The 13,268-nt window shown below is 64.6% G+C and carries 13 protein-coding genes; 4 read left to right on the forward strand and 9 right to left on the reverse strand.

All coding sequences use genetic code 11. The annotated features are described in order from the left end of the window. Nucleotides 1-139: 139 nt before the first annotated feature. From E2K99_RS14350 to E2K99_RS14380, 7 genes are all read right to left on the reverse strand, one after another. A complete protein-coding gene (locus E2K99_RS14350) occupies nucleotides 140-991 on the reverse strand; it encodes an anti-sigma factor family protein (protein WP_134222659.1) in 852 nt (283 codons plus the stop codon). Further along, on the reverse strand, nucleotides 988-1,545 hold the full coding sequence (locus E2K99_RS14355; protein ID WP_051156335.1) for an RNA polymerase sigma factor: 558 nt from the start codon (nucleotides 1,543-1,545) through the stop codon (nucleotides 988-990). Before E2K99_RS14355 ends, E2K99_RS14350 begins: the two co-directional genes overlap by 4 nt. 26 nt (nucleotides 1,546-1,571) lie before the next feature. Further along, nucleotides 1,572-1,943 (reverse strand): COG4315 family predicted lipoprotein, encoded by a 372-nt coding sequence (locus E2K99_RS14360; protein ID WP_134222660.1) that lies wholly within the window; start codon nucleotides 1,941-1,943, stop codon nucleotides 1,572-1,574. Nucleotides 1,944-2,045: 102 nt separating this feature from the next. Next, a complete protein-coding gene (locus tag E2K99_RS14365; RefSeq protein ID WP_134222661.1) occupies nucleotides 2,046-2,492 on the reverse strand; it encodes a group I truncated hemoglobin in 447 nt (148 codons plus the stop codon). Between the two features lie 16 nt (nucleotides 2,493-2,508). Further along, nucleotides 2,509-3,534, reverse strand: coding sequence for a DUF3034 family protein (locus E2K99_RS14370; protein ID WP_134222662.1), 1,026 nt, complete (start codon nucleotides 3,532-3,534; stop codon nucleotides 2,509-2,511). A 57-nt stretch (nucleotides 3,535-3,591) separates the two neighbouring features. After that, on the reverse strand, nucleotides 3,592-5,982 hold the full coding sequence (locus tag E2K99_RS14375; RefSeq protein ID WP_134222663.1) for a putative bifunctional diguanylate cyclase/phosphodiesterase: 2,391 nt from the start codon (nucleotides 5,980-5,982) through the stop codon (nucleotides 3,592-3,594). Between the two features lie 45 nt (nucleotides 5,983-6,027). Beyond that, nucleotides 6,028-6,639 (reverse strand): methylamine utilization protein, encoded by a 612-nt coding sequence (locus E2K99_RS14380; RefSeq protein ID WP_232729613.1) that lies wholly within the window; start codon nucleotides 6,637-6,639, stop codon nucleotides 6,028-6,030. Between the two features lie 41 nt (nucleotides 6,640-6,680). Here E2K99_RS14380 and E2K99_RS25535 point away from each other — a divergent pair, with 41 nt between their 5' ends. Continuing rightward, on the forward strand, nucleotides 6,681-6,917 hold the full coding sequence (locus E2K99_RS25535; protein WP_166675072.1) for a hypothetical protein: 237 nt from the start codon (nucleotides 6,681-6,683) through the stop codon (nucleotides 6,915-6,917). A gap of 7 nt (nucleotides 6,918-6,924) precedes the next feature. Here E2K99_RS25535 and E2K99_RS14385 read toward each other — a convergent pair whose 3' ends face one another. Next, nucleotides 6,925-7,542 carry a TetR/AcrR family transcriptional regulator gene (locus tag E2K99_RS14385; RefSeq protein ID WP_134222664.1) on the reverse strand — a complete coding sequence of 206 codons (618 nt, stop codon included), beginning with the start codon at nucleotides 7,540-7,542 and terminating at the stop codon, nucleotides 6,925-6,927. A gap of 262 nt (nucleotides 7,543-7,804) precedes the next feature. Here E2K99_RS14385 and E2K99_RS14390 point away from each other — a divergent pair, with 262 nt between their 5' ends. The 3 genes from E2K99_RS14390 to E2K99_RS14400 all read left to right on the forward strand — a co-directional run bounded on the left by E2K99_RS14390 (nucleotide 7,805) and on the right by E2K99_RS14400 (nucleotide 12,314). Next, the gene (locus E2K99_RS14390; RefSeq protein WP_134222665.1) at nucleotides 7,805-9,307 is read left to right on the forward strand and encodes an efflux transporter outer membrane subunit; all 1,503 of its coding nucleotides are present in this window, start codon (nucleotides 7,805-7,807) and stop codon (nucleotides 9,305-9,307) included. A 143-nt stretch (nucleotides 9,308-9,450) separates the two neighbouring features. Further along, nucleotides 9,451-10,695: an HlyD/EmrA/EmrK family protein gene (locus E2K99_RS14395; RefSeq protein WP_121041638.1), complete on the forward strand. Its 1,245-nt coding sequence runs from the start codon at nucleotides 9,451-9,453 to the stop codon at nucleotides 10,693-10,695. Between the two features lie 50 nt (nucleotides 10,696-10,745). Next, nucleotides 10,746-12,314: a DHA2 family efflux MFS transporter permease subunit gene (locus E2K99_RS14400; RefSeq protein ID WP_134222666.1), complete on the forward strand. Its 1,569-nt coding sequence runs from the start codon at nucleotides 10,746-10,748 to the stop codon at nucleotides 12,312-12,314. Between the two features lie 19 nt (nucleotides 12,315-12,333). Here E2K99_RS14400 and E2K99_RS14405 read toward each other — a convergent pair whose 3' ends face one another. Further along, nucleotides 12,334-13,251: a LysR family transcriptional regulator gene (locus E2K99_RS14405; protein ID WP_039785660.1), complete on the reverse strand. Its 918-nt coding sequence runs from the start codon at nucleotides 13,249-13,251 to the stop codon at nucleotides 12,334-12,336. Nucleotides 13,252-13,268 lie beyond the last annotated feature (17 nt).

Below are 13,268 nucleotides of genomic sequence, written 5' to 3' on the forward strand. Positions count from 1 at the left end.
ACCATGGTTGATCAGGCTTTACGACATGGGTAAATGTGTTAGCGGCAGGCAAGCAGATAGTCTTGACGGGAGTTGCCCCGTCCTTACCCGCTTTTGCATGTGTAAACCTCAAGTCGGAACAAGGTCCGCCGTAAGGTGCTCAGCGTGACGGCGCGGGCGGCAATGGCACCAGTTGCTCGTAGACCGAACTGGCAATGCGCGACAGTTCAGCGCGTGCAACGCCGCCCGACAGCGCATAACCGAACTGGCCATCGATCCAGTAGAAGACGTTGACCTTGCCTTCCTGAGCGAAGCGGAAGCCGGTCTCGCTGTTCTGCACCTGGTCGTGCGAGACATACAGGGTCAGCCGCTGTCCGGCCGCATCCTGATACATGAACTGCGCCACCGGACCGCTCTGCCCCGGCAGCAACCGGCCACCGATCAGGTCGTACCCCAGCGGTGCCAGCTTGGGGGCGCGCACGTTCACGCCCAGCCGGCGCGACAGCCAGGTCACCAGGGCCTGTTCCTGATCGGCTCCGACTTCCACCGGCCGCCGCAAGTCGGCACTGAAGACGGTATGGGCCACCGCGGCCTGACGTGCCAGCATCACGGGCGCGGATGCCAGCGTGCGGGCGCGGCCGCCGCCGGTCAGGTCATGCGCCAGCCAGCCGCCCGCAGCCCCCGCCAGCGTGAGCAACAGCATGGCCGCATAACGCCACCAGAACGGTCCATTGGCCGCCCCCTCGCCAGCCTCATCGCGGCGGCGGTGCGGTTCGCCCGCCCCGGCCAGCACCGCTGCAGCCAGACGCGGCGGCAGGGGCTCTTCGAGGACCGGGTCGTAATGGGCATGCAAGGCGCGGTTCTGGGCGCGCCAGGCGCGCACGCGGTGCAGATCCCCGGCGTGTGCCGGGTCTTGCTCCAGCCAGGCGGCCATCTCGCTGGCACGCGCCGCCGGCAGCTGGCCGTCGGTGTAAGCGTGCAAATCTTCTTCGGGGAATGCCGGGGTCTTCATTTCACCACCTTCAGGGTCGCACCGGCTTCACCCTGCCCGCCGGGTCCCTCCATCCATTGCCGCAGACGCTCGCGGGCGCGCGACAGGCGGGACATCACGGTCCCGGTCGGAATGCCCAGCGTGGCCGCGACTTCTTCATAACGCATCTCTTCCAGCACCACCAGCAGCAGGACTTCCCGCTGCTCGGCCGGCAGCAGCTGCAGGGCCGCTTCCAGATCCAGGGCCAGGCCGTGTTCGGCCAGCGACGCCGGGGCCGCAGCGTCTGCCGCCTGCTCCAGGTCCACCGTGACCAGCGTCGGCTGGCGGCGCTGGTCGGCGTGCAGGTTGTGCATGATGGCAAACAGCCAGGGCCGCATGTCGCTGCCGCGTTGCCAGCTGTCGAGCTTCTGCCAGGCGCGCTCCAGGGTGTCCTGCACCAGGTCGTCGGCACTGTCGCGCCCGCCCGTCAGCGCGCGGGCGTACCGCCGCAGGCGCGGCAGGCAGGCGAGCATGGCTTGCTCGTCGGCCTGACGTTCCCGTTGCTGGCGCTGCAGCCTGGCGGTGCGTCCGAACATGGCGGGCCGAAGGGTCTGAAGGACGATCAGGGCTTGACGACGTGCCAGACGTCCTTGAAGTTGTCGCCGGTACGGTCACCCGGCTTCTTGTCGGGCTCGTACAGGTACAGCGGCTTGCCCTGGTAGGCCAGTTGGGCGCTGCCATCGTCGCGCGTCACCGTGGAATACGGCGCGGCCGGCATGCCCATCGGGGCGACCGGCGGCCACAGCTTGGCACAGGGGCCGTTGCAGACGCTCTTGCCGCTGTTGGCGGTGTCCTTGTCGAAGGTGTAGACGGTCATGCCGCTGGCGTCGACCAGGATGCCGTCCATGGTCTTGACACCGGCGCTCTGGGCCGAGGCGGTGAAAGAAACCGAGGCGCAGGCCAGCGCCAGCAGGGAGGTTGCGAGCAGTCTCATGATGTTTCCTTTTCGTGGTCGGGTTGCGCGATGTGCCATACCCATGCCGACGTATACGGAAGGCGGCCCTGCTTTATTCCCGCCGCCACAAAATATTTTTTGCTATCGGCTGACCGTCTCGCGCTGCATGGGTGCCAGCAGCGCCAGCAGGCGGTTCTGGGAGCGGGAGGGGATGCCATTCTTGTCCATGGCCAATTGCAGATCTTCCACCAGGGCATTGAAGTCGGCATTGCTCAGTTTGAGACCCTGGTGCACTTCGCGCATGGGATCCCCGGTGTAGATGCAACCACCGCCGCTGAGCTGGCAGAACTGCTCCACCAGCTTTTCCCTGACGCGCTTGACGTTGGAATTGTCGAAGGTATGGCGGATGCGGGCATCCGCCAGCATGTTGTCCATGAAATCCTGCACCACCCGCTCGATCACGGGCAAGCCGCCCAGTGCGCGAAACAGGCTGTCATCAGGCGTGGCCGGAGTCTGGGCCTGCGCCAGGCCGAGGGCACAGGCCAGGGTCAGTCCGAGCGCGGCTTGCTGCATTCTGAACTTGTTCATCGCGGCTCCAGTGCGCTCAGAAACCGGCCTGCAGCGACAGATAGACGCCGCGTTGCCGCTTGGGGTTGTAGACGGTGATGTCGCCCAGCGCCACGTAGGCCAGGGTCATCGACAGGTTCTTGCTGGGGAACCAGGCCAGGAAGGCATCGTAATAATCCTTCTCATGGTCGGCCGCCAGGTTGCGCGGCTTCATGCGGTATTCCACACCCAGCGCCAGCTTGCGGTTGATCATGTAGGCCGCCGAGAACTCGCCCATGGCCTGGTAGCGGTCGTTGAGGTCGCCGCCGAAACCGAGCAGTCCCATCTGGTTGGCCTTGGTCAGCCGCAGCGTACCGTTGAGCAGCAGGCTCTGCTCCAGCAGCAGCTTGGTGGCCGAGAGGTAATAGTCGATGCCGGCATCACTGGCCGCGCCAAGCTGCTTGACGCTGGTGACCGTGCCCAGTCCGCCGATGCCGTTGTTGTGCTTGAACATGGCACCGACGGCGATCTGCGGCAGCCAGCGGTCCTGATCATAGACGGCGTCACCGGCCAGCTTGAGCTTGATGCCGACGATATCCTGCGTGATCTTGAGATCGGCCAACGGGGCCAGGCTGCCGTAGAACTCCTGCTTGGCCAGCGACAGTTCCAACCGGTCCAGTATCCCCACGGCCACGCCGTAGGATTTGAGCGTGTAGTCCTGGGTCGACAGATAGGTGTAATGGGCGTTGGCACCATAGCTGTCGCGCGTGCCATAGCCGGTGATGAGCGCCCAGGGCGTCAGACCACCGCCGCCGGCCCCCTCGACCTGGATCACGCCGCCGGTGGCGGTGAGCTTGCCGAGATCGGGCATCCAGCGTGTCTTGTCCTGATCGGCAGCGGGTTCGGGGGCAGTGGCTGGCGCGCCGGAACTGACGGGGCCAGGCGCGGCGCGCATGGCCTGAGCGGCTTTGCGCTGCTGGGCCTGCATCCAGGCCTCGCGGTCAGCATCGCTGAGCTGCGCCAACGCCGGCGCAGACAGTGTCGCCAGCAGCGCGAACGCGCCACTTTTGGTGATTTTCTTCATGCTGTCCCCTGCCCCCTCTTGGTGATTCTTTGCTGGCGCGACCCCTCGCGCCATCCTTCATATTGCGACGTTTTCCGACTGATCCAGCATCTCCGGCGCCCGCCATTGCTGCAGCCACTCCAGGAAGCGCTCCACCGGCATCGGCTTGCCCATGAAATACCCTTGTCCCTGGTCGCAGCCCATCTGTCGCAGCAGGAACCAGACCTCTTCGCTTTCCACCCCTTCGGCCACCACCCGCAAGCCCAGGTTGTGGCCCAGGTCCACGGTGGAGCGCACGATCTTGGCGTCATCCTGATCCTGCGCCATCTTCATGACGAAGGATTTGTCGATCTTCAGTTCATCCACCGGCAAGCGCTTGAGGTAGGCCAGCGAGGAATAGCCGGTACCGAAGTCATCGATGCTCAGGGCAAAGCCCATGGCGGCCAGCCGGTCCAGCGTGCTCTGGGCGCGCGCCGGATCATCCATGATGGCGCTCTCGGTGATTTCCAGGCAGAGCGCGGCGGGCGTGAGGCGATGGCGTTCGAGGATGGCCCCGACGGCGGTCGGCAATTCCTGATCCAGCAGATCGCGCGTGGAGAGGTTGACCGAGAACTTCAGGCGCAGCCCCTGCGCCTGCAACCGGGCCGACAGCTCCGCCACCTTTTCCATCATCCAGATGGTCAGCATGCGGATGAAACCGGTGGTCTCGGCAAACGGAATGAAGTTATCCGGACCGATGAAGCCCTTCTCCGGATGCACCCAGCGCACCAGCGCTTCGCCGCCGACCACGGCACCCGTGGCCAGGTCCAGCTTGGGTTGGAGATAGAGCATGAATTCGTCGCGTTCCAGCGCACGGCGCAGTTCGGACAGCAGCGACAGGCTTTCCTGGCTGCTCTGGTCGATGGCCGGATCGTAGATCGTCACGCCATTGCCCTTGCGCTTGGCGGTATACATCGCGACCTCGGCCCGGCTGAGCAGCACTTCGCTGCTGTCACCGTGGGCCGGATAGCCGGCCACGCCGATGCCGGCCCCCAGGTCCACGGTCTGTTCCTGCAGGGACAAGGGCTGTTCCAGCGCACGCAGAATGTGTGCCGCCTGATCCAGTGCGCCATCGAGATCGACGCCCGGCAGCAGGATGGCAAATTCATCTCCGCCCAGGCGCGCCACCTTGGCCCCCGGATACAGCAGCTGCGCGGCCAGGCGTGCCGCTACCTGGCGCAGCAGGTCGTCCCCGAAGCTGTGGCCGAGCACATCGTTGACCTGCTGGAAGCGGTCCAGGTCCATCATGAGGATGTGGCAACTGCCTCCCGGCAGCGTTTGTGCCTGGCCGATCGCTTCGCGCAGCAGGTCGCCGAATTGCACCCGGTTGGGCAGGCCGGTCAATTGGTCCTGATACGCCAGCCGGCTGATCTTGAGCTCACGGCTGGCGATTTCCGAGCGCATGGTTTCGAAGGCCGCACCCAGACGGCCGATTTCATCCTGCCGGCGAATGTAGAGCCCTTCGCTGTAATCGCCCTCCCCCAGCCGCTTGGCCACGGTGGCCAGGTCACGCAGGGGACTGGTGATGCGGCGCGCCATCACGGCGCTGGCGACCGCCGCACCGAGCACGCCCAGCACGGTGATGCTGAGCAAGATCAGTTGCAGGCGCTGGTATGGGGCCACCGCCTCGCTTACCGAGCGCTGCAATACGGCCACCGCTTCCTGGCCATTGCTGGCGCGCGCCAGCGGCAGCACGCGGGCACGATACTGGTTGCCATCGATCTGCAGGTCAGTGGCCCCCGCCTGGCCCATCTGCGGGCTGCTGGCCTCCTTGGCCATCATTTGCGCTTCTGCCTTGGGCAGGGTCGATACATCGGCCGTCCAGCCCGCGCTGCCACGCTGTCGCACCAGAACGGAGACCTGCAGTTGCGACAGCGCACGCATGTCGTTGACCAGGTCGCGGTCCACGGGGAAGCCCATCACCACCCACGCGATGGTGACCGGAGCCTTGATCGGCACCGCCACGATCTGGAACAGGTTGTCGCCGACCACGGCACTCTCGGCCGCACCATTGCCGTTGCCGGCCTTGCGGACCAGTTCCAGGCTGCTGCGCTGCAGGTCGGTATCGGGATATTCGAGGGTGGACGCGTGGATGAGGCCATCGGTGCCGACCAGCATGCCCATGGTGGCACCGATGCGCGCCCCGTGGTTGGCCAGTACCGAGGCGATGGTGTCGCGGTCATCGGTGCCGATGGCCTGCCGGAAGCCGAAATCGGAGGCCAGCAGACGTGCGCCCTGGGTCAGCTTCTGGGCATTCTGGTCCAGCAGGCGCGTGAAGACGCGCTCGCCAATGATCAGCTCCTCGCTGATGGCGCTGCGCGCATTGCGATCAATGGCGGTTCGGATCGCCACGAAGCCGGCCAGTTGCACCACCACGATGAGGATGATGAACAGCGCGACGATCTTGCTTTCCAGACGGTAAAGACGCACCCCGGCCCCGATTCCTGTTGTTCAGATTGGCATGATGCCGCCGCTTCAGAGCGGCACCGCCTTGACGTTGAGTTTGATGACGGCCCGGCCGTCTCCCTGTACTTCCAGTGGCTGCTCTACGGCGGCCTGGTTCGGTCCCATGGTGAAATACCAGGCCTTGAGCGTGTAGCGGCCATTGGCGATGCCCTCCAGCTTCACCACGCCGTTACGTTCGCTCACGCCGAAATGCGGAGTGTTGACCACCTGCACGTAGGCCACCATTTCATCGTGGATGTTGCAACCCAATACCACGGTACCGGCCTTGTCGAACACTACCGGACTGCCCGGCACGCCCGAATACAGCTTCAGTTCGAAGGTCTTGGCCGGGGAAAACGAATAGACATGGTGCCGGACGTTGTCATGGTTGGGGAACAGGATCGCTGTCCCGGTCTGCACCACCGTCACCAAAGGAATGAAGGTCTTGTTCTTCTGCTCGATCTCGACCTGGCGCGCCGCCTTGATGGCTCCTCCGCCACCCGCCGGTTCGGCATAGACCACGGCATTGGGCACGGGCTGGCCGGCGCTGTCGAGCACCTGCACAGAGACGGCGGCCTGAGCGCTCAGGGCCCACGTTCCTGCCCACAACAGGAAGAGAGCCAGGAGGGGGGCGCGGCGCATGTTCTTTTTCTGCATATCGCTGTCATTGAAAAATAAGGGCAATGAAGATGACCGGCGGCGACCGTGGCAACAGCGCATCCTGCCATCCATCCCCGCACTATACGGAAACCCTGAGAGATGGATATCGGGGAGTTTCTGACTTGCTGCCGTGCAATATTTCAGGATCAGCGGCCTTCCCTCCCTCGGTGGCCGCCTCGATTCGCCGTTTTAATCTTCACTCTGACAATTATGCCCGTGAATTTCAATACTGGATGCCCCTCAGCAACCAGATCATTTGATGTCGCTCTACTGACTGCGCGGAGCGGTCAGATAGCCGATCACGGCAGGCAGGATCTCGGTACGCACACTGGCCGGCGAGACACCGCCATAACCGGTCAGCACCACCGCCTTGATGAGCGCCTTCAGCATGCGCTGGACCACGAAGGTCGCCACATCCAGATCGGGGGGCGTGATGGTGGCGCGGTGCTTTTCCAGCACCCGGCGGATGGAATCGAAGAAGCCCTGGCGGATTTCCTGCGAGACCGGCAGGTTGAAGGCCGGAAATTCCTCTTCGAGAATGCGATTGAGTTCCGGCTCCAGCAGGTGTGCCGCCACCAGTGCGTTGATCAATTTCTCGAAATCGCCCGAGAGCGTCCCGGAGGCATCGATGTGCGCCACCACGTCTTCGAACAGCGCGAGCATGCGCGTGCTGTGCCGCTCGCGCAGCGCGAAGATCAGCGCATCCTTGTTGGGGAAATACTGGTACAGCGAACCGACGCTGATGCCGGCCGATTCGGCCACGAGATTGGTATTGGTCTTGGCATAGCCACGCTCGACGAGCACGCGCGACATGGCATCAAGGATGGTATCGACCATCGCCCGGGAACGTGCCTGGCGTGGTTCTTTTCTGGGTTGCAGTTTCATTGGCAGCTTTGGTGAGGAATTCGCCCGCCCCCGACGCGAATTCGCAACGTGAGTGATTATTCGTATATCGAAGTATAATACGAAAAATGAGTTTTTACTCGCCCGATCCCGTCATGGTACTCGTAAATCCAGGCAAGCGCTGCCTGCCCCATCGGCCCGGTCCTGCGAGTCTTCGCGACTGAAGGCCGTCTGGACGTCGCGGCGCGTATCGCAAAACTCGAAAAACAACTCGTATCGCCAAACATTCTTCGTGGAGAATTCTATGCAACGCATCATCTCGCCTGCCACCCGGCCGCGGGCGAAGGCAGCCTACGCCGTGCTGGCGGCGCTGATCGGGGCCATCGGCCTGGCGGGCTGTGCCAGCTTCGAGGGCATCGGCAGCGACAAGCAGCTGGCCCAGGCGCGCGACTTCAGTACCACACGCAGCCTCTCCGATCCCAATCCCGGCGCCCCCAACGGGCAATGGCCGGGCAGCGACTGGGTTCGCCAGTTCGGTGACGCCCAGCTCACCGCATTGATCGAGGACGCTCTCGCCGCCAATCCCGGCCTGCAACAGGCGCGCGCCCGCATCGGTGCAGCGGCCGCACTGGCTGAGTCGCGCGGTGCACCGCTGCTGCCGACCGTGAACGCCGAAGCCTCGGTCATCCGCAATCAGTTTTCCAGTACCTCGATCTACCCGCCGCCTTACGGTGGCAACTGGTACAACGAAAAAAAGGCTGGCCTGAACGTCGGCTATGAGCTTGACCTCTGGAACAAGAACCAGTCTGCCCTGGAGCAAGCCATCTCCAGCGAGAAGGCGGCCCAGGCCAGCGAGCAGGAAGCGCGCCTGGCACTCACGGCCACGATCGTCTCGGTCTACAGCCAGCTGGCGGCGCAATATGCGGTACAGGACATCCTGCAGCGTACCGTGCAGCAGCGCAGCAATCTGGAGACCATCACGGCCGACCGCGTCAAGACCGGTCTGGACAGCCAGATCGAACGCAACCAGTCGCGCACCAGCAGTGCCGATGCCCGCGCCCAGCTGGAACAGAATGCCGGCCAGATCGTGCTGCTGCGCCAGCAGCTGGGCGCGCTCAGCGGCAAGGGACCGGACCGCGGCCTGCAACTGGCCCCGCCCGCCATGCAGAACCTGGCCACGCCGGGCCTGCCGGCCGACCTGCCGCTGAACCTGCTGGGCCGCCGTCCTGACATCGTGGCCGCGCGCTGGCAGGTGGAAGCCGCCAGCCGTGGTGTCGATGTCGCCAAGGCGCGTTTCTATCCGGACATCAACCTGAGCGCCATGATCGGTTTCGACAGTCTGGTCGATGCCAATCCCTTCACGGCCGCCAGCAAGAGCATCGCCTTCGGTCCGGCCATCACGCTGCCGATCTTCGAAGGCGGCGCACTGCGGGCCGGGCTCAAGGGCGAATACGCCAACTATGAGCTGGCCGTCGCCACTTACAACAAGACCTTGAACGATGCCTATGCCGATGTGGCGCGCCAGATTGCGGCAATCCACTCCATCGAGCGCCAGCTGCCGATCCGCCGTGAAGCGCTGCAAGCCGCCGAGCGTGCCTACGACCTGGCGCGCGAACGCTATCGCCTGGGCCTGGTGTCGCAACTGACACTGCTGTCCTCGGAAACCGGCGTGCTGGCCCAGCGCCAGTCGCTGGTGGCGCTGGAAGCCCAGCGCCGTGAACAGCAGGTGGCGCTCTACAAGGCCCTGGGCGGCGGTTTCGACGCTCAGCAGGCCGGACTGGCGCAGGCCCCGGCGCAGTCGCGCTGAAGCGCCGTCTCAAGACTGCACGAACGATTGAACTGAACCCAGCCCGCCACCGGCTTCTCCACCCTGCCGCCGGTGACCGGGACGGCCCCGCTGCTGCGGCGGGGCTGATCGACCGACTACAAAAAGATAGAACGGAGTCCTCCATGAGTGACAGCACCACCCAACAAAACCCGCAAGCCAACAGCAATGGCAATGGCAATGGCAACGGAAATGGCAACGGCAAGCGCAAGCGCCAGCTGATCCTGCTCACGCTGGTCCTGCTGGTGATCGCCATCGCCTGTTTCCTGTACTGGTTCCTGCATGCCCGCTTCTTTGAAGAAACCGATGACGCCTACGTCGGCGGCAACGTCGTGCAGATCTCCGCTCAGGTTGGCGGCACCGTGGTGGCCGTCAAGGCCGACGACACGCAAGTGGTCAAGGCCGGCCAGCCGCTGGTGGCGCTCGATGCGGCTGACACCAAGCTGGCACTCGAGCAGGCCCAGGCCGCCCTGGCCCAGGCCGTGCGCCAAACGCGCCAGCTGTTCCTGAACAACGACACGCTCGCCGCCAATGTGGCCGCAGCCGACAGCAACCTGGCCCGTGCCAGGGAAGACCTGCAGCGCCGCCAGGCTGGCCTGTCCTCCGGAGCGGTATCTCAGGAAGACGTCTCGCACGCACGCGACGCCGTCAAGAGCGCCGTCGCCGCACTCGACCAGGCCCGCGCTGCTGCAGCCGCCAACCGCGCCCTGACCGACCACACCAGCGTGACCGAGCACCCCAACGTACTGCAGGCGGCCACCGCCGTGCGCAATGCCTACCTGAACTATGCCCGCGTGAACATCGTGGCACCGGTCTCCGGTTTCGTCTCCAAGCGTTCGGTGCAGGTCGGCCAGCGCATCGCGGCCGGCAATCCGCTCATGGCCATCGTGCCGCTGGAACAGATCTGGATCGACGCCAACTTCAAGGAAAGCCAGTTGCAGCACATCCGCCTGGGGCAGCCGGTGGAAGTGATCGCTGACGTCTACGGTTCCAGCGTGAAGTACAAGGGCACCGTGATCGGCTTCTCGGCCGGGACCGGTGGCGCCTTCTCGCTGCTGCCGGCACAGAACGCCACCGGCAACTGGATCAAGGTGGTGCAGCGCGTACCGGTGCGCATTGCGCTCGATCCGGAACAGGTGCGCGCACATCCGCTGCGCATCGGCCTGTCCACCACCGCCACCGTGGACATCCATGGCGATGGCCGTGCGCTGGAAGCGGTGCCGACCAATTACCAGACCAATGTCTATGACGACCTCGGCAAGCAGGCCGATGCCATCGTCGAGCGCATCATCAGCGACAACGCCAGCGGCCTGCCGCAGGCGCGCAAGAGCAAGGCGGCCGCCGCACCGGTGGCGGTGCCGCACACCTGATGGGGTGCGGCTGTCCCTACCCGACCTTCACCGGACATTGATCAAGCCTTATGGCCACTACTCCCCCAAAACCCTACACGCCGCCACCGCCGCTGACGGGTGCCAACCTGGTGCTGGGCACCTTGTCGGTGTCGCTGGCGGTGTTCATGAACGTGCTGGATTCCTCCATCGCCAACGTCGCCATTCCGACCATCTCGGGCAACCTGGGTGTGTCGGTCGATGAGGGCACCTGGGTCATCACCTCATTTGCCGCAGCCAACGCCATCTCGATCCCGCTGACCGGATGGCTGACGCAGCGCCTGGGCGCGGTGCGCCTGTTCGTGACCTCGGTGCTGCTGTTCGTGCTGGCCTCCTGGCTGTGCGGCCTGGCACCCACCCTGCCCATCCTGCTGGCCGCGCGCGTGCTGCAAGGCCTGGTGGCTGGCCCCATGGTGCCGCTGTCGCAATCGCTGCTGCTGGGGGCCTACCCCAAATCGAAATCCTCCTTCGCCCTGGCGCTATGGGGCATGACGGCGGTGGTGGCACCGGTGGCCGGCCCCGCGCTGGGCGGCTGGATCACCGACAGCTACACCTGGCCCTGGATCTTCTACATCAACATCCCGGTGGGCCTGATTGCCGCCGGCGTCACGCTGGCCATCTACCGCTCGCGCGAGACGCCGACCCACAAGTTGCCCATCGACAAGATCGGCCTGGCGCTGCTGGTGACCTGGGTCGCGGCCTTCCAGATCATGCTCGACAAGGGCAAGGACCTGGACTGGTTCTCCTCGCCCACCATCGTCACGCTGGGCATCATCGCGCTGATCGCCTTTGCCTACTTCGTCGTGTGGGAACTGAACAATGACCATCCGGTGGTGGACCTGCGCCTGTTCGGCCGGCGCAATTTCGCCGGCGGCACCATTGCCATTTCCATCGGCTACGGGGTCTTCTTCGGCAACCTGGTGATCCTGCCGCAATGGCTGCAGCAATACCTGGGCTATCGCTCGATCGACTCGGGGCTGTCGACCGCACCGATCGGCATCTTCGCGGTGATCCTGATGCCGCTCATCGGACGCTTCCTGCCGCTGGTGGATGCGCGCAAGGTGGCCACGGCGTCCTTCATCGGCTTTGCCATCGTGTTCTGGCTGCGCTCGCGCTACAACCTGCAGGTGGATCAGATGACGGTGATCCTGCCCACGCTGCTGCAGGGCATTCCGACGGCCATGTTCTTCGTGCCGCTGACGGTGCTGCTGCTCTCGGGCCTGCCACCGGAACGCATCCCGGCGGCGGCGGGGCTGTCGTCCTTCGTGCGCGTCTTCTGCGGCGCGGTCGGCACCTCCATTTCGACCACGGCCTGGAACAACCGCACCATCATGCACCACGCCCAGCTGACCGAACACGCCACCCCCTACAGCCCCTGGCTGCAGGAGACCGTCAACAACATCAGCAGCACCTTGGGCCTGAACGCCGAGCAGACCGCAGGCATGCTGGAGCGGACCATCACCTTCCAGGCGGCGATGCTGGGCATCAATGACATCTTCTATGTCTCGGCGGTGATCTTCATCGTCATCATCCCGCTGATCTGGATCATCAAGCCCTCCAAGGGCGGCGCGGGCGCGGCCGAAGCGTCGGCGGCACACTGACCGGGCCGGCCTGTGGCGGCTAACGCAGCCGCGACAGGCCGTGCTGCAGGCGGATGATGTCGATGAGCTTGCGCAAGGCCGGATGCGCATGGCGGCGGCTGCTGTAGTACATGTGAAACGGCTCGCTGGGGGCCGCCCATTCTTCCAGGATGGCTTCCAGCGAGCCTTCATCGATTTCCTTGCTGATCCTTCCCTCCAACAGATAGGCGATACCCACCCCGGCCTTGGCCGCCGCGATGGTGGCCGCCGTATTGTTGATCGTCACCAGGCCCGGCACGCGGATGCGCTGGCGGTGCTTGCCTTTACCGAATTCCCACTGGTAGCTGGAGTTGTCACCCAGAAGCAATTGCAGGCAGGTGTGCTGCTGCAGGTCTTCCAATGTGAGCGGCCGTCCATGCCGATCCAGATACGCCGGCGAGGCCGCTGCCACCCAGCGATGCGCGCGCGTGAGCGGCGCAGTCACCATGCCCTCCGGCACGTAGTGGCCGTAACGGATGCCGGCGTCATAGCCTTCGCTGACGATGTCGATGGGCTTGTCATCGACCACGATAGTGAGCTTGACCTTGGGACATAGCCGCACGAATTCGGGAATGGCCGGCTCGATCAGCAGATGGGCGGCGTCGGCGAAAACGTTGATGCGCAATTCGCCCAGGCTCCCCTCTGCCGAGCTTTCCAGCTGGCCCAGCGCCTGCGCGATCTGCTCAAATCCTTCTTCCAGCCGGGCCGCCAGTTCACTGCCGGCCGCCGTGGGCGAAATCGCGCGGCTGGACCGGTACAGCAATTGGGTCGACAGCCGTTCTTCCAACCGCTTCATGGCATGGCTGGTGGCCGAAGGCGTCAGGCCAAGCTGGATCGCGGCGGCCTTGAAACTGCCGGTGCGCAGGATGGTGACGAAGATCCGCAGATCAGAAAATTCGATATGGTCGAGGAGCGACATGGATGAATTGAAATCAC

This window comes from Herbaspirillum huttiense (assembly GCF_004367745.1).
Classification (GTDB): Bacteria; Pseudomonadota; Gammaproteobacteria; order Burkholderiales; family Burkholderiaceae_D; genus Herbaspirillum; species Herbaspirillum huttiense.